Source organism: Paenibacillus sp. NEAU-GSW1 (genome assembly GCF_009737085.1).
In the GTDB taxonomy this organism is placed as follows: domain Bacteria; phylum Bacillota; class Bacilli; order Paenibacillales; family Paenibacillaceae; genus Pristimantibacillus.
The window spans coordinates 210288-232097 of sequence record NZ_WOVL01000004.1 but is presented as its reverse complement, the minus strand read 5'-3'; the positions used below and the strand labels follow the sequence as shown (position 1 = coordinate 232097).

Here is a 21810-nt window from a genome sequence, read left to right as displayed (position 1 = left end):
AGGGTAGACGGAGCATTTAAATGATTCTGGAGAAGCGTCAGCGTTCGTTTTTGTGAAGGGATCCCAACCTTACCTCGTTGATTCAAAGGAATCCCTGAGCAATGGCGATCGGAAGAACATTTAAATGAGCAGTTTACTGTTTAACCCAGATAAAAAAGGGGTATCCCATCGTCATTTTCATGACTTATGGGACAGCCTCTTGTTTGGGCTGCAGATGCATACTCTTGCGGATTAGCGAAGCAGCCTCGCTAAATAACGAAGTGAATTTCGCTGCTGGTCGGTTGGGAGTGTGCGTACGCGCGGATAACGAATCCAGTTACTCTAATAGCGAACGAAGGTGCTCGGATAGCGAAGAACGTTTCGTTAGACAGTGGAGATGATGCGAGCAGGTACGAATTAGCGAAGATAGCTTCGCAATAAAGCAAAGTGGGTACGTTAATTGTCTGAAGGCGGCGGGGAGAGCCATAACAGCTATTCGTGCGAAAGCGACAGGGACTGCGACGTCAATGGCGACGGCGAAACATGAAAGGCGTTATGGCGCGCTTTTTTTTATTTTTGCAAATTTGTGCAAAAAAACATTAGACAGCTTACATAATCAACCTTAAAATGGAAAACAGACTGGAAATTAATATATCAATAGGGAGGGTGTTTGGACATGCGGACTACGATACCGAATCATGAAGGCTGGACAGATGCGAGTCCCGAGGCCGTAGGATTCGATTCGGACAGCCTGCGCCGGCTGGACGACCATTACGCCGATTTAATTGAGAAAGGTACGATTCAAGCGGCGGGCTATCTCATTTCACGCAAAGGAAAAGTAATTGCGCATCGCTCGCTCGGGATGCTTGGTCCGGACGAAGGCAGCGCGGAGCTGGAGCCCGCTTCGATTCGCAAAGTTTACTCCATAACGAAAGCGTTTACAGCTTTGGCAATCCATCAATTGATTGATCGCGGACTGTTGATGTTGACTCAGCAGGTAAGCAGCATTATACCGGAATTCGATACCGACAAACATCGCGCCATCACTGTGTTTCACCTATTGACGCATACTTCCGGCCTGCGCGGCGATCCTGGTTTTTTTATGGAGCCGTACAGTTTGCCATGGTTCGAATGGGCGGTTCGCGAATTGAACAAGAAGGGCCAGGATATCGGCTGGATTAAGGCGATTTTATCCGGGCCGCTGCAGGACATGCCGGACAAAGAATGGATCTATTGCACGAGCGGCTATGCGGTGCTGGGAGAAATCATTGCGAAGGTGACGGGCAAGCCGTATGAACAATATATTGCCGAGGAAATTTTACAGCCTCTCGGGATGAGCAACACCTTTTTTCAAGTGCCTGAGCCGCTTAGAGACAACGTGTGCGTCACAAACGAATGGGAGCGGGAACAAATTTACAATCCTCGGGAGGAAGACAGCGGCGCGCCTCCCAAATCGGGCAACGGCTTGTATTCCAATTTAGAGGACTTGTGGAAATTGGGTCAAATGATGCTGGATGGCGGGTCAGGCAACGGCAATCGCATTATTTCCCGGCGCGCGGTAGAGCTGCAAACGACGAATCATTTGAACGGCGTGGCATATAACGGCTGGGGAAGCAGCTACAACGATTATAAGTACGGGCTCGGCTGGTCGCTAGAGCATTTCGATATTTGCAGTAAAGGAACCTTTTCTCACGAAGGCTACGGGCATTGCGGTTTGTACGTCGATCCGGCAGAGGAGCTCGTATTCGCGTTTTTTGTGCCGAGTCCAAAAGGATATACGAACGAGTCGGTTGTAACGCCGCGGGCGATCGTTTGGTCAGGTTTGCTTTAAAATCACTTTGAATAGCGGAGGTAAGCCCATGTCTGTATCAGAAATATCGGGAGTATCCGATGCAATAGACCGCGCAGCGCTGCAGAAAGCCGGCTTCGATGCGGAAACGCTCGGGCGTCTGGAGCGGCATTTTCAACAGCTGATCCTTGATAACAAGCTCCAATGCGCATCGTATTTGCTTTCGCAAGATGGTATTGTATTCGCCAAAGGAGCGTCTGGATCACTGCACTACGAAAGCCCGGAATCAGCTGAGCTGCGCACCGATTCCATTCGCAGAATCGCGTCCGTAACGAAGCTGTTTACCGCGGTCGCGGTCTTTCAATTAATCGAGCAAGGCAAGCTGTTTTTGCGACAATCGGTTTCGGAATGGATTGAGGAATTTAAAAATCCGATGTACGAAAAGGTGCAAATTTGGCATTTGCTCACCCACACGTCAGGCATTCAGGCGGATCCGTTCTATTATTTGGAGCCGTACCCGATGGGCTGGTGGAACATCGTATTTGCGTTCGAGCCCGACACGGAAGGGCCGTATGCGGTGAAGAATGCTGATGAATTGGAGAAACAGCGTTGCAGCGCATGGCTTAAGGCTGTTTTGTCCGGCAAGCCGCTGGCGGCACCGGGAGAGCAGTGGATCTATTCGTCGGCAGGCTACGCTGTCCTTGGCGAAATTATTGCACGTGCAAGCGGGATGCCGTATGAACAGTATATATTGGACAAAATCGCAAAGCCGCTTGGCATGAACCGCACGTTCTTCGACGTGCCTGCGGAGCTGCATAGCGAGGTTTGTGTCATTAACGAATTCGAGAAGCAGCGGCTCGACGAGCACGAAAATCGCAAGTATGCCCCTCCAAGAGCGGGAGGAGGGCTTTATTCTACTCTCGATGATCTGTTCCTGTTTGGACAAATGCTGCTGAACGGGGGGCATTATAACGGCGTTCGCATCGTATCGCGGAAATCGATTGAGAAGCTGGCGAGCAATACGCTGGGCAGCGGTGTTAAAGGCTTTTGCTGGGGAGGCAAAATTACTGAGTTCACTTATGGACTTGGCGCTTCCATTACCGGTCCGGGCGAATGGATGCCGGAAGGCACATACGGCCATGAAGGAGCCGGCCGCTGCAAGCTGATGGTCGATCCGAAGCATAAGGCGGTCATTGCGTTTTTCGTGCCGTCCAATGTAGAGTGGTGCCCGGAATCGATTACCGGGACGCAGAACATTATCGGTTCGGGATGGCTGTGAGAAGACTGGCCGCTGTCATACGGGCCATCGGCTTCGCTACCTACAAGGAGTGGGCGGCCTTCCGCTCGCATATGGCCGCTTCCTTGCTGGTAGGCCCGGTTCTTTTTCTGGTGCAAGTGTTTATCTGGCATGCGATGTTTGAGGGCCGAGATACGATAAACGGCCTAACCTACCCGCAAATGCTCGCTTATTACGGCGTTGCGACGCTTATCCATTACGTCTCATTCGACTTTGCCGATTGGAATTTGCAGATGCTCGTCCGCAGCGGGAAGTTCGTTACCTTCGCACTGCGGCCGCTGCCGCATTGGCTGTTCGCTCTCTCGCAAAAGATCGGGCATCGCTCCCTGGCGCTCTGGATCGAGGTGCTGCCAGTGATGGCGCTGTTTATTTTCGTGTTCGGCGTCAATATGAAGCCGGCCGCTCCGGGCTGGGCTGTTCTATCCATTCTGCTTAGCTTTCTGATGAATTTCATGATCAATTATTGCGTAGGCCTGACAGCCTTCTGGCTCGTGAGAGCGGAAGGCGTTCGCCGCGTGTTTCTGCTGTTGAAGGACGTTAGCGCCGGCGTCTTTGTTCCGCTGACCTTCTTTCCGGAAGTGCTGCAGAAGCTGTTGTTGTTCCTTCCGTTTCAGTATATCACCTACTTGCCAACGCGCGTCTATATAGGCGACTACGAGCTTGCGGGCATTCACCTGACAATTGCGCAAGCTGTGGGGCTGCAGGCCGCAGCCGTAGCCGTCACAGCTGCAGTTATGCTTCTGTTGTACGGAGCGGCAATGCGCAGGTTTACGGGGGTGGGCGTGTGAGAGGAATGCTATATTGCTTGGCTGCCGTCATGCGCACAAAGCTTGCGGAGCAAATGGCGTACCGGAGCCATTTCATTCTAAGCGTGCTGCTTCTTGTGGCGGGAGACATGGTTATTCCGCTCATAACGTTGCTATTATACGGCTCGGGCGCATCTTTTCCAGGTTGGACGATGCACGAAGCGCTTCTGATCCAGGCTGTATTCGCGCTTGCGAAAGGGATCGCGTTTCCGTTCTTCTTCGGGATGGTCGGGACGACGCTCGGACAAGTGCGGGAAGGCACGTTCGATTTGCTGCTGCTGCGTCCGCGTCCGGTCATGCTCATGGCGATGCTTGCCGGATTCGATCCCGACGATTTCGGCCGTCTATTCAGCGGCGCTGTTATTTTCGGCTTTGCGCTCAGCGGATTGCCGATGCTGGGTTGGAGCAACTGGTTGCAGTTCGGATTGCTTTTTATCGCTTCAATCGTTATTTTATGCGCCGTATCGTTGTTTCTATCGGGGATGCTGTTCCGCTGGGTTGGCAGCAGCCGCGTATTTGATATTTTTGACGCGGTGACGAGCTTTGGCATGTACCCGGGGACGATCTTTTCCAAGTCGCTGCAAAATATATTGACCTACGTGCTGCCTGTAGGCCTAATCGCGTTCGTGCCGGCCTCGGCATTGCTCGGGCGCACCGGGCTTTCGACGCTCTGGGCATTGGCGCCCGCCGCCATCTTTTTCGCGCTTGGCGTTTTGTATTGGAATCGAATGCTAAAAGGCTATACGAGCGCGGGCGGATAAGCCTTTGACGGAGACGTAGACAGGAAGGAGCGACGAATCTAGATGATAGAAGTTCGGAATTTAACGAAAACTTATATGATTCACGAACGCGGGCATACGCTGCGGGAAGTGGCTAAAAATTTGATCAAGCGGCCGATGAAAGAAGTTCGAGCGGTTAACGAGTTGTCGTTTTCCGTGCCGCAGGGGGAAATGCTCGCTTTTCTCGGACCGAACGGCGCAGGAAAATCGACTACGCTCAAAATGCTGACTGGGGTGCTTCACCCTACGTCTGGCGAAGTCAAAGCGCTTGGCCTCGTGCCGTGGAAGCAGCGGCGCGAATATGTGGGGAAGATCGGAGCGGTCTTCGGGCAAAAATCGCAGTTGCTGTGGGACATTCCCCCCGCTGACGCTTTTTATATGAACAAAGCGATCTACGGCGTGCCGGATTGGCAATACCGGGCCACGCTCGATGAGCTTGTCGAGCTGTTGGAGGTGGGCGATGTGATGCGCAAGCCTACGCGGCAGCTCTCCCTTGGGGAACGGATGAAATGCGAATTTATTATGGCGATGCTGCATCGTCCGGAAATTGTGTTTCTGGATGAGCCGACGATTGGCCTTGATATGATTGCCAAAGAAAACATCCGCGCCTTTGTGCGCAGCATGAACCGCCAAGGCGTTACGTTCATTTTGACGACGCATGATTTGGAGGATGTCGAGATGCTTGCGGAGCGGGTCATCGTCATCAATCATGGAGGCATCGTCTTTGATGATTCGCTTGGCGGCTTGAGAAGCCGAGTCGGACATAAAAAGTCGGTTCGTCTCACGACGGAAACGACGGTACCGGATATCGGACTTCCCGGGCTTACTATCGCGGAGCGGATAGGTTCGCATGAGATCGCCGTCGAAATCGATACCGACCTGCTGCCGCTCAAACGGTTCATCCATGAATTTAATGAAGCGTATGGCATCGCAGATATGGACATTGAATCGGTGCCGATTGAATCGATTATGAAGGAGCTGTATTTGGAGGATGCGCTTGCCGAAACAGCGGCGTCCGGGTCCAAATTGTCCTAAAGCAGAAAAACTCCCATTCGGGCAGTACGGCCGAAGGGGAGTTTTTTATTATTCATCGTCATCAAAATCTTCTTCAATGTCAAAGTCGCCGTCGTTTAATAAGCATGGAGTCGGCTCCTCGCGTAAAAAACGCACAGCGTTCAAGCCAATAATTTGGGCAGGCAGCGATGTGTTGCCGTCGGGCAAAATCGGCGCTATCGAAAGATCGGCCACTTTCACATTTTTGACGCCAAAGACGTTGAGAAACCCGTCTACAACGCCTTCTTGAATCGTTCGCGCCATTTTGCACTGCCCGCCGAAATGATCAAAGGTCGAGAGGGAGGCCAAGGCATAGGCGGATAAAGCGGTCCGTTTTTCGATTTCATCCGGTATTTCGAAAATCGCTTCTGGCGGAAAAACGACTTTATACAGCCCTTCCGGATCCAATTCGCGAGCTTTCTTCATAATCTTGTACGTTTCAATGTACTGGCTTACCATAAACGTCAAATCATCCGGATTTTCGAACGGATTGAAGTTGACGGACGGATAAGCTTCGGGGTCGCTGTGCGCTACGGTGATCGTGCCTCTGCTTTTTGGATTCAGATCGACGATGGCGATGCTCATGACATTGCTTGGCTTCTGCGGATTGAATACCCAGTTGTTAATGGCGACTTCCTGCGCAGGCAAAATGAATGGCACAGGTACGGCCAACAGCTGCAAGCGTCGTCCGGGACCGTCTTCTTTTTTAAAGGCGCCAAGCGGGATGGGCTGGTTCGGATCGGAAGCGATGACTTGCAGCAACCGGCTCGTTTCTACCTCGACCCCCATTGCAATCGATTGATGCGCCTGAAAATGGTGGCCGACATTCGGGCTCTCGACTACCGTCGAAATGCCTGCCTTGGCGAGATCAGCTGTGCTTCCGATTCCCGAGCGCTGCAATATAACAGATGAGAAGCTGCCGGCAGAGACGATGACTCCTTTACGGGCAAATGCTCTTTGGGATATGCCGTTTCGGACATATTCCACGCCGACGGCAACAATATCCTTATGTTTTTTACGTAACAATATTTTGTTCACAGTCGTCTTGGCAAAAATAACTAATCTGCGATGGCCGACGCCAAATTCATCCGGGTTAGTCTGATTGCCTTGGGATACAATAGTTTGATTTAAATAGCCGGTTGCGGTAGATGAGCGGACAAGCTTTCCATTTACTTGCTGCTGGATAAACTGCGATTTGGTAAACGTACAATCTCTTATGCCGGTGTTGTAGTCCTCGACAAGGGGGATGCCTAGCGCAGCTGAAGCGGCTTGAGCTAAAATCTCCGTAAGCCCGCCATTCGGAACAATTTGCTGTCTGACGAAAATCGGGCCTTTGGTTCCGCGCTCGCTTGGCGTTTGCGACACGCCTGTGTAGGTTTCATTTTGGACGAATAAAGGGCTGAGTTGATTATAGCTCCATTGATCGCCGACTAGTCCTGCCCATTCATCATACAGCTCTTTGCTTCCGCGGACGGCGTACATCGCATTATGCTCAGAGCTTCCGCCGATAGCTCTGCCCAGTGACAAGCGCAGCAGACGGCCGATAGACGGCTGAAACGAAGAAAGAATATTAAATGAAAATTTGTTGTCGGTAGCTAATATAGTCGCCGTCTCTAGTGAAGGGCTGCTTAATTCATTGGTCATATTGGTTCCCGCTTCAAGCATGAGAACCGAGGTGCGGTTGTCATCCGTTAATTCCTTTGCGACGATGCCCCCGGCGGTGCCGGTTCCGATTACGATATAATCGAATATTTTTTTGGCCAAGCTCAACCTTCCTTTCCGATAGACAGTATGAATTAAGCGCCGTGTTCCGGCACACTACAAACATATATATATGGATATTTTTTCAAAAAATACAGGAGTGCCGACGTATCTTGAACTTCACTTGAGAAGCCGGCATCGGATGAAGTACACTGAATGAGCAATGAACGAGTAAGATTCCAAGACATTTAATACATAGGAGCAGGAGGCGGATTCCGTTATGAAATACCGTCAGTTGGGCGATTTACAAGTAAGCGAGATTAGCTTTGGCACATGGGCGATCGGCGGTTCGTGGGGGAAGGTTGACGACAAGCAGTCGCTGCTCGCGCTAGACGCAGCGATGGAAGCAGGCGTGAACTTCTTTGATACGGCGGACGTTTACGGGGACGGCCATAGTGAACGGCTGTTGGCGCAGGCGACCAAAGGGCGCGAGGATAAAATTCATATCGCCACTAAATTTTGCCGCGCAGGCGACATTCACGATCCGGCAACTTATTCGGAAGCTTCTGTCCGCGCGTACTGTGAAGCGAGTCTGAAGCGTCTTGAGCGGGAACGGCTGGATCTGTATCAGATCCACTGCCCGCCGCTGTCGATTTTGAAAGAGGGACATGTATTCGGTGTATTGGATAAGCTCGTCGAGGAAGGCAAAGTGCGCCATTACGGCGTGAGCGTCGAATCGGTCGAGGAAGGTTTGTTCTGCTTGGAGCAGCCGAACGTGAGGGCGCTGCAGGTGATCGTCAATATTTTCCGGCAAAAGCCGCTGGAGCAGCTGCTTGGCGAAGCGAAGCGCCGCGGCGTGGCGATCTTGGTGCGGCTGCCGCTTGCAAGCGGGCTGCTGACCGGCAAATTTACGCCGCAGTCGACATTCGAAGAAGGCGATCACCGCCGGTTCAACGAGAACGGCGAGCAGTTCAACGTCGGCGAGACGTTCGCCGGACTTGGCTTCGCCAAAGGGGTCGAACTCGCTGAACAGCTGCGCTGGATCGCCGAGGGACGGGAAAGCATGACCCGCGCTGCGCTGCGCTGGCTGCTGGATCAGGAGGGGGTTACCTGCGTCATTCCGGGCTTCCGCAACGTGGGCCAAGTAGAGGACAACCTGGCGGCGCTAAATGTGCCGTCGTTCACGTCTGCCGAGCAGCAGCGCCTGCGCCAGTTCTACGAAGAGCAAGTGAAGCCGTTCATTCGCGGCTCGTATTAAGGGTGAGCGACGGGATACGCCTGTCGGGTTAAGTTTTCGCTGGGTAAGCTGCGATTATAGCGAAGCAGCTTCGCTATATAACGAAGCCTGTTTCCTTAATTGGAGGCAAAAGAGCATTCTGAGGCTTAGACGAGGAGATTAGCGAAAATTGTTTCGCTAATTGCGAATTGGTTTTCCTGAGTAGCGAATCTTGATTCGTTATCGCATCATTGCTTGAACAAGCTGTACGGATTAGCGAAAAAAGCTTCTTAAAACAACGAAGCTGCTTCGCTAAAGCTCGCAAGGGGCAACAATCCGCTGTCTTGCTAAAAGGCCGGAAGACGGGATATGCTCGCTTCGAGCGTAACAACGCTGGAGACCGCCTGCCAAGGGCGGTCTTTTTTTCGCGGATTAAGTTTAGTGCACGCAAAAACATAAAAAGACGGTTGCCCCTCGAATATGCTTCCAGTACAATCAAATGGGAAAAACTAACAACGTTTGATTCGTTTAGAAGCGGAGGGATCGCATGACCGTATTTTAGCGCATATGGAAATACTGTATGGTTGCAAGCGGTCTGCTCGCATTTGCAGTGGCTAAAAAGTATTTTCAACAGCCGTTATTCGGAGCTGAAGGAACAAGCAGAAGCGAATGGCAAAGGCGAAGCTCATGCTTTTATCTTCTTATTCATCCCTAAAGTATGGAAACCGCTTCTCGCGCTTGGCGTGCTCCAGCTCATTGCATTTTGGAACTCTTATTTATATTCATTTGTTTTTGTCGCTTCTCAAGATCGCTATAGAGTTTATTCCAGTCCGGCGTCGATCCGATAGACACGCTGAGATACGGAGCAATCGTCAGCATTTTGCCAATCGCATTGTTTCTTATTTTCCGCCGCTGGATCACCTCCGAGGTGCTTCTCGGGCATGTGAGAAAGCTCTAGTATGATGTTTTTTCTTTTCTTGAGGGGCTAGTCCGTAATGGAGCAGTCGAATGATTCTGGAGAAGCGATAGCGTTCGCTTTTGCTCACGGACTCCTGCCTTGGCATATTCAATCAGAGGAGTCTGGGAGCAATGGCGATCGTAGGAACATTAGACTGCGCAGTAAGCTTGTAACCTTTATCGTGATATGCCATATATAGCAAAAGAGGCTGTGCCACGTCATCGAGTGACGGTGCGCAGCCTCTTTAAAATTTCTTTTTTTCAACTTATCCCAATCGGCTTGCATGCCGTCCATCCAAGCGTTCTCGCCGACTTTGCCGGCGATTCCGACTACATTACCGGTTACCGGCTGGAGAAGGCGAAGCTGCTCATGCAAAATCCGAACCTGCGCGTAGCGAAGATCGCCGAGATGGTTGGCTTTCGGGATGAAAAGTATTTCAGCCAAGTGTTCAAAAAGCAAGAAGGCGTCTCGCCGAAAACGTACCGCAGCCAGCTGAAGGCTTAGCGGCAGCGGCTTGCTGACTGATGCCTTTTGGCGGAAGGCGCTGCGTTTGAAGTAGATTTGAATTTGAAGTACCATGGATACAGATGTTGTTGCATTACATTAGACGCTAACGGACATGGAAGCTGTTATTTATACCGAATGACGGATGTTTACATGCTGACGGACAAAGGAGACCTTATTTCGTGAAAATGAGCTCTGAGGAGCCAAAATGGAGGCAATAACGTCTCTCATCTCCGTTAGCTTGCAAAAACCGGACAAAACGGATAAATAGCGTCTTCTGTGTCCGTTGCTAACGGATAGAACGGATGAACCAAACGGAGACTCGAGGAAGGACGGAGGCATCGACTAATGTTCCAGTTTTCGACTGAATTTATGCAAATCGCCGCGATCATCGTTTCGATGCTGGCCGGAAGCTTCTTAATCTTTATGCGCATCCGTGCAGGCAAACAGCCGACGTCGCTGCGTAAAATTATTATTCCGCCGATGGGGATGGCGACGGGCTTTATGATGTTCGCCTTTCCTTTTATGCATATTCCTTTTCTGTGGGGACTGTCGGCGTTTGGCACGGGTATGCTCATATTTGCGTTCCCGCTCATCGTGACAACGCGGCTGGAGCGGATTGAATCGGATATTTATGTGAAACGCTCCAAAGCTTTTATTTTTATTATGGTCACTTTGTTTATGATCCGGCTATCGCTACACTCCGTCGTCGAGCAGTACATGTCCATTCCGCAAACGGGGGCGATTTTCTACTTGCTCGCATTCGGAATGATTATTCCGTGGCGGCTTGCGATGGTCAGCGATTATGTGCGGCTGAGCAAGGCAGAAACAGCGAATGAGTTGTAAGCGGATCATTAAAAAAATAGTGCAGAGCAGGCGCCAAAGTTTGACTTTGCCTGTCTAGCTGTGCTATTATTGTTTAATAAATTGTATACAATTTAATTTTATAAAATGTAACTATCGGGAGGAATGCGGCATGTCGATTTATTCATTTGATGCGGAGAAAATTTCAGGAGAGAAAGTAAGCCTGGAGCAATATAAAGGAAAAGCGCTTGTGATCGTCAACACAGCGAGCAAATGCGGCTTCACGCCGCAATACAGTGATTTGCAAAAGGTGTATGAGCAATATAAGGAGCAGGGCCTCGAAATACTGGGCTTCCCGAGCAATCAGTTTGGCGAGCAGGAGCCGGGCACCAATTCGGATGTGCAAAGCTTTTGTCAGCTCAATTACGGCGTAACGTTCCCGCTTTTTGCGAAAACCGACGTTCGCGGCGATGATGCGCATCCGTTGTTCCGCTTTTTGACGGAGCAGGCTCCGTTTGGCGGTTTTAATACTGGCGAGCCAAGCGGCAAAATGCTCGATTCCTTCTTGCGCGAGAAGCTTCCTGCTTTTCTGGAAGGCGATTCGATCAAATGGAATTTCACTAAGTTTCTCGTGGATCGCGAAGGCAATGTCGTGAAACGTTACGAGTCGACCGAGGAGCCGCTCAGCATGGCGGCAGACATTGAAAAGCTGCTGTAAATTCTAACCTGTCAGCAGTAGAAAAGCTTTCACACCCCGAATGGGTGCGGAAGCTTTTTTTTTGTTGGCAAAAAGGTATTTGCTCGGTCAGATTTCCCACCATATAACCTCAATAGCCGTGCCCAACACCCCTAGTACGCTCAGCGAGCCGACGACGTTTGCGGAAAGCGTCTGTCCCGGAGGAACGTTTACGCTGCCGTTGAAGTCGATTCCAAAACCTCCGGGAAATAATGGGTACAGCACAAACGTAGTGCCGCCGCTTACAGCGGAGGTGGATGAGGTCGTTGCGGCGACGCTTGTAACGGAGCTGCCCAAATGCAGGTTGGCTGGAACGACTGTGGAAGGCGATGTTAACGTACCGCCGCTCAGTGCCGTTACTTGTCCGGAAAAGCTGGACAGCAAGCTTAAGGATATGGATGTGTTGCCTATTATCTTTTTGAGATAGAGCGTTCTTCCGCTATTTGCGGGATTGTCGATCCGTACGGATACATTGACGCTTCCGCCGAGAATTCCTAGCGATGCGCTGTTGCTGGCTTGGATAGAGAAGAGTCTCGACAGCTGATCGGATACGGCGGATTCTGTGGATTCCGCTGTTCCCGGATCGGCATAGCCGTTTACGCTTTCGGTGATGTACTGTCCGTTTCGGCGGTCAAAGATCGGTCGGTTGGGCATTTAGTATTCCCACCAAGTAATGTTGGCTGCTGCTGTAATCGCCCCGGTGCCGACTGAGATCGAGATGGATGTGTTAGGCGGAACGATGACACCCCCGCCAAAAGGGAAGTTGAACATGCCTTCCGCAAGCAATGCTGTCAGAAACAGAGTAGGCGAACCGCCGACGCTGCCGGTCGAAGTGCGTGCCGTGGCGATGCTTGTGGTCGCGTTGCCGAACCGCAGATTGAACGGTGTCGGCGTTGTTCCTCCGGTTACCGTTCCTCCGGAATAAACATTTAGGGTGGCTGCTGCGCTAATGCCGCCTGTAATTTGCGATATATAAAGCGTCCTGCCGCTCCCATTCGGATTTGTAATTTGAATGAGCAGATTGGAGCCGCCTCCGACGGCGGTGCTTGCAGACGTTACCGTAAATAAACGCCCGTTTTTGACGGCGTCTCCCTCGGGCGAGGATATGACGGCGGGACTGCTGTAGGTGTTGTTCACGAGCGTATACAGAGGGCTGTTCTCATTGTTAAAAACCGAGAAGTTTGTCATTCGATCACCTCTTGCCTTCTTTAAATAGTGTTCCATGCTTCGAGCCCTCACCCAACGCACGCGTAAGGACGAAAATGGCCTTACAACTGAAAAAGCAGCTGTGGAGACAGTGCGTAAGGCCAGAACCGGCCTTACATGCAGTAAATGGGCTCTCGGGACCTCACCCAACGTTGCACGTAAGTACGAAAATGGCCTTACAACTGTAAAAGCAGCTGTCGGGCCAGTGCGTAAGGCCAGAACCGGCCTTACATGCAGTAAATGGGCTCTCGGGACCTCACCCAACGTTGCACGTAAGTACGAAAATGGCCTTACAACTGTAAAAGCAGCTGTGGAGCCAGTGCGTAAGGCCAGAATCGGCCTTACATGCGGTAAATGGGCTCTCGGTACCTCACCCAACGCATGCGTAAGGACGAAAATGGCCTTACAACTGTAAAAGCAGCTGTCGAGCCAGTGCGTAAGGCCAGAATCGGCCTTACATGCAGTAAATGGGCTCTTGGTACCTCACCCAACGCATGCGTAAGTACGAAAATGGCCTTACAACTGTAAAAGCAGCTGTCGAGCTCCGCGTAAGGCCAGAATCGGCCTTACATGCAGTGAATGGGCTCTCGGGACCTCACCCAACGTTGCACGTAAGGACGAAAATGGCCTTACAACTGTAAAAGCAGCTGTCGAGCCTCCGCGTAAGGCCAGAACCGGCCTTACATGCAGTAAATGGGCTCTCGGGACCTCACCCAACGTTGCACGTAAGTACGAAAATGGCCTTACAACTGTAAAAGCAGCTGTCGAGCTCCGCGTAAGGCCAGAATCGGCCTTACATGCAGTAAATTAGCTCTCGCGACCTCACCCAACGCATGCGTAAGGACGAAAATGGCCTTACAACTGTAAAAGCAGCTGTCGAGCCAGTGCGTAAGGCCAGAATCGGCCTTACATGCAGTAAATGGGCTCTCGTGACCTCACCCAACGCACGCGTAAGGACGAAAATGGCCTTACAACTGAAAAAGCAGCTGTCGAGCCTCCGCGTAAGGCCAGAATCGGCCTTACAAGGAGTAAATTAGCTCTCGGGACCTCACCCAACGCATGCGTAAGGACGAAAATGGCCTTACAACTGAAAAAGCAGCTGTCGAGCCTCCTTGTAAGGCCAGAACCGGCCTTACATGCAGTAAATTAGCTCTCGCGACCTCACCCAACGCATGCGTAAGTACGAAAATGGCCTTACAACTGTAAAAGCAGCTGTCGGGCCAGTGCGTAAGGCCAGAACCGGCCTTACAAGGAGTAAATTAGCTCTCGTGACCTCACCCAACGCACACATAAGTACGAAAATGGCCTTACAACTGAAAAAGCAGCTGTCGAGCCAGTGCGTAAGGCCAGAATCGGCCTTACATGCAGTAAATGGGCTCTCGGTACCTCACCCAACGCACGCGTAAGTACGAAAATGGCCTTACAACTGAAAAAGCAGCTGTCGAGCCTCCGCGTAAGGCCAGAATCGGTCTTACATGCAGTGAATGGTCTCTCGTGACCTCACCCAACGCACGCGTAAGGACGAAAATGGCCTTACAACTGAAAAAGCAGCTGTCGAGCCTCCGCGTAAGGCCAGAATCGGCCTTACATGCAGTAAATTGGCTCTTTCTAGCATATGCGTCGGACATGTTTTTGCATGGGGAGGCATGGATACCGACAAATATGGGGCTGATGTGCGGTCGTCATATGCCGCTTCCATCGCTGCTTCGTTCTCATAACGTATAGAAGCATGGACAACGAGAGGGATAGGAAGCATGGGGACGGGACATGCAGTGCGGATACGCGTCCGAACGGTCAGCCATGCCTATTACAGCTGAAAAAGGGGTGAGATGAAATGCCGAACTTTTCAACGTTTAATCCGAATCCGGACAATCTGCGTACACTCATTTTCGGTAGAGACGATACGTCCGCCTCACAAGCAATCGCGACGGATACGGCTGGGCGAGTGCTTACTGTACCTGCCGGAGGAACGATTAACGCCGTGCTTGGGACAACCATTACCGGCGGTACTGTTGCGCTGTCCGGCGGCACAGTAGCCGTATCGGGCGGAACCGTTGCAATATCCGGCGGTACGGTGGCAATCTCGGGAGGCACGGTCGCGTTGTCGGGAGGTACCGTCGCGGTATCGGGAGCAACGATCACAGCGGGAACGCTGGATGCGGTGCTAGGAGCGACGATCACGACCGGTACGTTGGCGGCGGTGTCTGGAGCGACGATCACGACGGGTACATTAGCTGCGGTATTGGGAGCGACAATCACGACGGGTACATTGGCAGCGATACTTGGAGCGACAATTACCGGCGGAACAGTGGCAATCTCGGGAGGCACGGTCGCGTTGTCGGGAGGTACCGTCGCGGTATCGGGAGCAACGATCACAGCGGGAACGCTGGATGCGGTGCTAGGAGCGACGATTACGTCGGGTACGTTGGCGGCGGTATCCGGTGCGACAATAACAACGGGTACATTGGCAGCGATACTTGGAGCGACAATTACCGGCGGAACAGTGGCAATCTCGGGAGGCACTGTTGCACTGTCGGGAGGTACCGTCGCGGTATCGGGAGCAACGATCACAGCGGGAACGCTGGATGCGGTGCTAGGAGCGACGATCACGACCGGTACGTTGGCGGCGGTGTCTGGAGCGACGATCACGACGGGTACATTGGCAGCGATACTTGGAGCGACAATTACCGGCGGAACAGTGGCAATTTCGGGAGGCACGGTCGCATTGTCAGGCGGTACAGTTGCGGTATCGGGAGCAACGATCACGGCGGGAACGCTGGATGCGGTGCTAGGAGCGACGATCACGACCGGTACGCTTGCAGCAGTGCTAGGAGCGACGATTACAGCTGGTACATTGAGCAGCGTCACCTCGATATCGCAAAAAAGCTTTCAAGAAGCAACCAGCTTGACCGTAGCGACAACGGATGCTTTTGCCTCCATTATGTCGGTAACGACCAGCGTATACGGCACTTACTCATTCTTTGTATACAACAGAGGTCCGGGTGTCAATGCGGCTGATGCTATCGTCGAAATAAGCGCGAACGGAACGAACTGGTATACGGACGTATCGACCGATTCGGGCATTGCGGTAGGGTCGGTAGAGGTTCTCGTTCCGCAGCGCTTCCTGAAATATACGAGGCTGTCCTCGAAATCGACGACGGCTGGCAACGCGACGACGGTGGACGTTTATTTTAACGGGCAAGGCACTTAAGGCTCATGCGGGAGGTATGGCAATGCTGCTCGGCGTTCATATCATGGTTCACAACGAAGCAGATCTGCTGGGACGCTGCTTAAGCAGCGTCCGCGGCATTGCGGATGAGGTGATTGTCGCCGACACCGGCTCAACAGACGAATCTGCTGCCATTGCCGCCAGCTTTGGAGCGAAGGTCATATCCGTACCGTGGAAGGACGATTTTTCAGCTGTACGCAATGTGATGCTCGCTCATGCGCAGACGGCTTGGATTCTTGTCCTCGACGCGGACGAATGGCTCCATGGAGAAAATCTGGCAATGCTGCGTGAGGAGCTGGCTCGCGTGCAGACGCCGGCAGTCAAGCTGCCGATGGTCCATATGATCGATGAGACCGGGACCGGTAACGCGATCACAAGCGAAGCGACAAGACTGTTTCGAAACGGTCTAGGGATTGCGTTCAGCGGTGAAATTCATGAGCAGCTAGTACGCAATGGGATAGATTCGCAGAGCGAGAAGGCGGCTAAAGAGGCGGATACGGAAACGATGCGAAGCCAGTCCGGCGTCATTATTTTTCACGATGGCTATAAGCCTTCAATTCTCCAGAGTAAAAAGAAAGCGGAGCGAAATTTACGGATCATTGCCAGGCAGCTGTCCAAGCGGCCGAATGATCCTTTTTGTCTTTATAATTACGGCGTTTCATTGTGCCAATTGGGGCGGGTGGAGGAAGCAGCGGAGGCGTTTCGGCTGTCGCATTCCGCGACTCCGATGAAAGCGCCGTACCGGCCTGCGCTCGTACGAGACTATGCCAAAACACTGCTGGCTTGCGGGCTCTCGGCGGAAGCCGGACAATTGCTCCAAGGGGAAGCGGCAGGCTATCCCGACTACGCGGAGCTGCAGCTGCTTTATGGCGAAAGCTTGCTCGCGCTTGGTTTGCTTAAGGAAGCTCGTCAAGCTTTTGAACATGCTGCCGCTGCAGGTGGAAAAGATCAAGGAAGGTACATTTCGCAAGCGGGCTCCGGCACTTATCGCGCACATAGCGCATTAGCGGATACGTATTTGCGTACAGGCGATACGGCGCGTGCGAGAGGCCATTATGAAAAAGCGCTTGAGGCTGCGCCCCTTTGGGAGCCTGCGCTGCAAGGTTTAGCCGAGCTGCTTAAGCTGGAAGGCGCGGAGGATGAGGCCATCGCCGATTGGCTGAAAGGTCAAGTCGGAGACGACAACGTCTTGCTTGCCGCACGAGTTCTCGGTGGAATTGGCGCCTATGCATGCGCGCTTCCATTGTGGTCTAAAGAGGAGGGACGGATGCGGACGGAGCGGGATCAACTGCTTTTTGCCGAATGCCTGATTGGAAACGGCAAGGGTGGTGAGGCGTGCGCTAACCTTTGTGAACTAGTTGAAGGTTCCAATGTCTACACAGATGAGGTCGGCGCCGCTGTCGTGGACTGGTTTCTTTGCTGCTGGGCGGAGGGGCGGAGAATGTCTGCCGAGGGCTGGAGCAAGCTTCGTTTATGGATGGGCCGCGCACAGCTGGAGTGGGCGAAGGAGCTTGATGCGATCATTTCGGTTTCAAAAAGCGCGCTCCCGCCGCCAATTGCCGGGGAGCGTCAATTAGCGGCCGCACGAGTGTTTATGCGCCGGGCAATTCGTCTCGGCATGCTGCCGCTGGCAAAACGTTTTGCCGAAAGAGTCGCCGGCTTGAAAGACGCATTCGAGACGGATCTTTATGATGAGGGGTATACGGATGCGGCGGCGGAATGGATGCTGCGAAGCTATGAAGCCGAAGGAAGGCTCGCAGCGGAGCAGGCTTTTAGGCTGGGCGAGATTTTGTATGAAAAACGGCTTTATCATGCGGCTCTCCCTTTGCTCGAGCAAGCGGCGTCGGCGGAAACGGCTTGCGCGGGCCGCGCACGGCTCGCATCGGCTTCTGCTTGCTTGCAGCTGGCGCTTGAGGCGCTCCAGCCGGAGGAATACAGCGGCGGCAGAAGCTGGGACGGCGGCTGGCCGGCGCAAGACAAAGACCGTCTGACGGCTGCGTTGAACGAAACGGAGGCGCTCGGCTGGTTCACCCGGCGGGACGGATTGCAAAGGAGGCGAGCCGGTGGAAAAGCGTCGGAAGCTCATTTCCTTATGCATGATCGTTAAAGACGAAGAAGCTTTTTTGCCTGCTTGTCTGGATAGCGTACAGGGAATTGCTGATGAAATCATTATTGTGGATACCGGATCTTCGGACAAAACGGTTGCCATTGCCGAGAGCCGCAATGCCGTCATTGTGAATTACGCGTGGGACCATGATTTTGCCAAGGCGCGGAATGCCGGACTGGAGCTGGCGCAGGGAGAGTGGATTTTGTTTCTCGACGCGGATGAACAGCTCGACGCGGCAACAAAAGAACAATTGTTAGAGCATGCGCGCAACCCCGAGCTGTCAGCGCTGCTGCTGCAAATAAGGAATGTGGTCGGCGACGGCGAAGGGCAAGGAGCGACGATTCATCCGGTGCTGCGCATGTTTAGAAATGATCGCCGCATTCGCTTTGAAGGGCGGATTCACGAGCAAATCGCCGCAGCTGTTTTGCGCGTTTATCCGGGCGCGGCTTTTTTTCTGACGGAGGCGGTCATCCGCCATTACGGATATAGACCTCAGGTTATAGAAGCCAAAAGCAAGCTTAAGCGGAACATGGATCTATTGAAGCGGGCTATTGCCGAAGATCCGGGAAACGGCTTTCACCGCTACAACATTGGCGTTGAACATCTCCGGGCCGGAAATCCAGCGGAGGCGCTGGAGGCTTTTCGGCTGGCGCGGAAGGCTGTCGATTTCGAGACGCTGAACTATGCGCATCTCGTAATTAAGTATGAATCTCTTAGCTTGCAAATGATGGGGCGCTGGCAGGAAGCGGAGGCTGTTGCCGCTGAGGGCGCCGCCCGCTATCCGGCCTATACGGACATGTGGCACTACCGGTCGTTGGCGCTAGCGGAGCTGGGAAGGCTTCATGAAGCGAGAGCTGCTGCCGAACAGGCGATCCGTCTTGGGGTATCGCCTCCGGATTTTCATACGGAAGACGGCTTGGGCACCTTCAGGACCGCTTATTTGCTTGGCAGGCTATGCGAGGCGCTGCAGGACGATCAAAGCGTGCTGCAAGCATACGTGCTGGCGCTCCAGCTGAAATCGAGTCTGCTTCCTCCGCTGTTCCGTCTATGCGCCTATTTTCGGGCGAGCGGACAGGAGGAGCTGTTGACAGCTGCGCTCGCCGCAAGGCTGCATTGTCCGGACGAGGGAGCAATTGTAAAGCTGGCCGGTGTCATGGCGGCTTCCGGCTGTCACGATGCGGCGCTGTCGTGGCTAGCCCGGCATGCATCCGCAGCGGCGGACGATAGCTTGCGGTTGTCGCTGTCGGAACGGCTGAAGCGGCTGCAAGAAGGAGACAGCGGCGGGCTGCCGTTTGCTGAGCAATGGCAAGCAGCCCGTGAAGGCAGTGCGAGTGGAGCAGATGGTCTGGAAATGCCGCCTGCGGCCGGCGAGTGGCGCTCGCGAGCGGACCGCTGGCTGGAGAAGGAGCAGCTGGAGCGGCGCTCGGCAATCGAGAAGCGGGCCGTCACGGCGATTCGGCTTTATTTTCCGCTGTATGAAGGCTGGTAAAAGGGGAGGGATCAAGGGATGAATATCCAAGGGGCAGGCGGCTTCTTGCCGGTGTCGTTATGCATGATCGTAAAGGACGAAGAGCAGATGCTTGAAGCTTGTCTCCGCTCCGCCCTTCCTTATGTATCGGAGATCGTGATCGCCGATACCGGCTCGACGGACGGAACAATAGCAATAGCGAAGCGGTACGGCGCAAAGGTTGTTCGGACGGCTTGGAAGGATGACTTTTCCGCTGCCCGCAATCAAGCGCTTGCCGCCGCCTCTCAGCCTTGGCTGCTTGTGCTCGATGCGGATGAACGGCTGGAGCCGCTGCCGCTGGAGCGGTGGAGCAAGCTTTTGGCCGACCGGTTGAGAAGCGGGTACTATGTTCGAATCATCAGTTACATCGAGAGGCTTGGAAACGGAGAGGGAACGGTTTCCGATCTAGCCTGCAGGCTGTTTCGCAACGATCCGCGCATCCGTTTTGCAGGCGCCATTCATGAAGAGGCGGCGACATCCATCATCCGGCATTACGGGGAAAACGCGATTGGATTCGCCGAGGCGATGATGCTGCATGAGGGCTATCGGCCGGAACGGCTGTCGGAACGGAAGAAAAGAGAGCGGAACGGCCGTATTATCGACGCCGCATTGCGCCACAACCCGGATGCCCCTTCCCTTCGCTATGCGAAGGGGACGGAATATTTTACGTATGGGGAGTGGGGGATGGCGGCGGCGTGGCTTGAACCGCTTGCTTGCGAGCTGCCGCCGGATGAGGCTCGCACATCCGATGTCGTATTAAAGCTGAGCCATGCGCTGCGGGCTTTCGGACGACTTCAGGAGGCGGAATGCTGGGCGGAGCGGGGGTGGCGGGAGAAGGGCTTTGCGGATTTTCCTGATTTGTACGAGGCGCAGGCGCAAGCGATGCTTGAGGGAGACCGCGCGGATGAGGCGGCTGCCGCTTACGCACGGGCGCTTGAGGTGGGGATGGCGCCGCTCCGGTATACGTCCGCGCCAGGAGCGGGCTCGTACCGAACGCGATGCGCCGCCGGATTTGCCGAGGAGCGGCGTTACCGCTGGCAGGAAGCGGCGAACGGTTACGCCGAAGCGTTGCAGCTGCGGCCAAACTATTGGCCAGCCTGGGAACGTTTGCTGCTGCTAGGTGCGCTGGACGCGCAGCTTCGCCCGTTAGGGGAAGAGGCGTTTGCACGCTTCGTACAATCGAACAGCGGGCGAACGGGAAAAGACGGAATAGCGGAGAGCGAGCCGTTGTTTCATCTGATAGCTGATGCAGGACTGGAGCTATTGCCCTCCGTTGAAAGGATCGGGTTCGCGGCGATCGGCGTTCAAAGAGAAAGATTGCTGCTGTGGCGGGGTTTAAGGCTTGTTCAGCGCGGTGATGCGGAAGCGGGCCGGGCGTTGTGGAAGCAGCTAGCTGAAGCTGGAGGTAGCGGGCGGCTGCAAAGGGAAGCGGCGGCTTATTTGGCTGCGCTTGAGCTGCGCGAAACTGGCGGAGCCAGTATTGAAGGAGCGGCTCGGCCGGACGAAGCGGCGAGCCGCGCGCTGGCGGAGCAGGCGCTGCTCCGGGCCAGCGCCGCCGGACTTGCGCCGGCGGCGTTCGCGCGGACGCTGCTGCGCGTCCGCGCTTGGCCCGCGTGGCAGGCGCTGCTTGCCGCCGCGCCCGCGCATGAAGCAGCGGCGGCGCATGCGCTCCCGCCGCTGCAATGGTGCGCGCTGCTGGCCGCGGATGTCCCCGCGGTCAGCAGCGCTTATGCGGCGCAGCTGCTGCGCAGCGCTGCGCCGGAACCGGCGGCGCCCGCGCTGCTTGCAGCGGGCGCTATTGCGGCAGCCGCAGGCGAATGGCCCGCAGCGGCGGAGCGTTTCGCGGCCGCGCGGGACGCCGGGCCGCGGCCGTGGCAGGCGCGAGCCGCCGCTGCGGGGCTCGCGGCTTCTTTTGCCGCCCGCGCTAGAATGGCGGCGGCTGCGCCGGCGGCTCCCGAGCTAATCAGCGAGAGGGAGCTGCTGCTGCGCGTCACTTCCTCGCTATACAACCTGTAAGCCTTTTGCAAACGTCCGCACTGTCGCTCCTGACGCACGCCATCCGGAAGTCTTTGAATATACGCTCTTCAGCTTTCAGCCTTCGACTGAATATACAAATTGAAGGTTATACTAGGCTGGATT

General features: G+C 54.0%; 15 protein-coding genes and 1 pseudogene. 13 read left to right on the top strand and 3 right to left on the bottom strand.

Going from position 1 to position 21810, the window contains the following annotated elements; all coding sequences use genetic code 11:
• The first annotated feature begins 655 nt into the window (after positions 1-655).
• The 5 genes from GOM71_RS04330 to GOM71_RS04310 are packed head-to-tail and all read left to right on the top strand — an operon-like array spanning position 656 to position 5685.
• Positions 656-1810 (top strand): serine hydrolase domain-containing protein, encoded by a 1155-nt coding sequence (locus GOM71_RS04330; protein WP_156278515.1) that lies wholly within the window; start codon positions 656-658, stop codon positions 1808-1810.
• Positions 1811-1838: 28 nt separating this feature from the next.
• Positions 1839-3047, top strand: coding sequence for a serine hydrolase domain-containing protein (locus tag GOM71_RS04325; protein ID WP_156278514.1), 1209 nt, complete (start codon positions 1839-1841; stop codon positions 3045-3047).
• Complete coding sequence (locus tag GOM71_RS04320) at positions 3038-3853, top strand: ABC transporter permease (protein ID WP_156278513.1); 816 nt, start codon at positions 3038-3040, stop codon at positions 3851-3853. Before GOM71_RS04325 ends, GOM71_RS04320 begins: the two co-directional genes overlap by 10 nt.
• 5 nt (positions 3854-3858) lie before the next feature.
• Positions 3859-4632 carry an ABC transporter permease gene (locus tag GOM71_RS04315; RefSeq protein WP_156278539.1) on the top strand — a complete coding sequence of 258 codons (774 nt, stop codon included), beginning with the start codon at positions 3859-3861 and terminating at the stop codon, positions 4630-4632.
• Between the two features lie 42 nt (positions 4633-4674).
• On the top strand, positions 4675-5685 hold the full coding sequence (locus GOM71_RS04310; RefSeq protein ID WP_156278512.1) for an ABC transporter ATP-binding protein: 1011 nt from the start codon (positions 4675-4677) through the stop codon (positions 5683-5685).
• Positions 5686-5733: 48 nt separating this feature from the next.
• Here the strand turns inward: GOM71_RS04310 and GOM71_RS04305 are convergent, their stop codons facing one another.
• Positions 5734-7467, bottom strand: coding sequence for a GMC family oxidoreductase (locus tag GOM71_RS04305; protein WP_156278511.1), 1734 nt, complete (start codon positions 7465-7467; stop codon positions 5734-5736).
• Positions 7468-7684: 217 nt separating this feature from the next.
• Here GOM71_RS04305 and GOM71_RS04300 point away from each other — a divergent pair, with 217 nt between their 5' ends.
• The 4 genes and pseudogenes from GOM71_RS04300 to GOM71_RS04285 all read left to right on the top strand — a co-directional run bounded on the left by GOM71_RS04300 (position 7685) and on the right by GOM71_RS04285 (position 11604).
• Entirely contained in the window at positions 7685-8662 is a 978-nt protein-coding gene (locus tag GOM71_RS04300) for an aldo/keto reductase (protein WP_156278510.1), read from the top strand.
• A gap of 1240 nt (positions 8663-9902) precedes the next feature.
• Positions 9903-10082: pseudogene (locus GOM71_RS24290) on the top strand (helix-turn-helix transcriptional regulator); the annotation flags it as partial.
• Between the two features lie 348 nt (positions 10083-10430).
• A complete protein-coding gene (locus tag GOM71_RS04290) occupies positions 10431-10928 on the top strand; it encodes a CcdC family protein (RefSeq protein WP_156278508.1) in 498 nt (165 codons plus the stop codon).
• 130 nt (positions 10929-11058) lie between these two features.
• Positions 11059-11604 carry a glutathione peroxidase gene (locus GOM71_RS04285; RefSeq protein WP_156278507.1) on the top strand — a complete coding sequence of 182 codons (546 nt, stop codon included), beginning with the start codon at positions 11059-11061 and terminating at the stop codon, positions 11602-11604.
• A gap of 87 nt (positions 11605-11691) precedes the next feature.
• Here GOM71_RS04285 and GOM71_RS04280 read toward each other — a convergent pair whose 3' ends face one another.
• Positions 11692-12276, bottom strand: coding sequence for a hypothetical protein (locus tag GOM71_RS04280; protein WP_156278506.1), 585 nt, complete (start codon positions 12274-12276; stop codon positions 11692-11694).
• Positions 12277-12810 (bottom strand): hypothetical protein, encoded by a 534-nt coding sequence (locus GOM71_RS04275; RefSeq protein WP_156278505.1) that lies wholly within the window; start codon positions 12808-12810, stop codon positions 12277-12279.
• Positions 12811-14662: 1852 nt separating this feature from the next.
• Between GOM71_RS04275 and GOM71_RS24285 the strand changes: the two genes are divergently transcribed.
• The 4 genes from GOM71_RS24285 to GOM71_RS04255 are packed head-to-tail and all read left to right on the top strand — an operon-like array spanning position 14663 to position 21687.
• Positions 14663-16039, top strand: coding sequence for a DUF6385 domain-containing protein (locus GOM71_RS24285; RefSeq protein WP_253944689.1), 1377 nt, complete (start codon positions 14663-14665; stop codon positions 16037-16039).
• Positions 16040-16055: 16 nt separating this feature from the next.
• Complete coding sequence (locus GOM71_RS04265) at positions 16056-18164, top strand: glycosyltransferase (protein WP_156278504.1); 2109 nt, start codon at positions 16056-16058, stop codon at positions 18162-18164.
• A complete protein-coding gene (locus GOM71_RS04260) occupies positions 18121-19653 on the top strand; it encodes a glycosyltransferase (RefSeq protein WP_156278503.1) in 1533 nt (510 codons plus the stop codon). The genes GOM71_RS04265 and GOM71_RS04260 overlap by 44 nt, the downstream gene beginning before the upstream one ends.
• A gap of 18 nt (positions 19654-19671) precedes the next feature.
• Complete coding sequence (locus tag GOM71_RS04255; RefSeq protein ID WP_156278502.1) at positions 19672-21687, top strand: glycosyltransferase family 2 protein; 2016 nt, start codon at positions 19672-19674, stop codon at positions 21685-21687.
• The last annotated feature ends 123 nt before the right edge of the window (positions 21688-21810 follow it).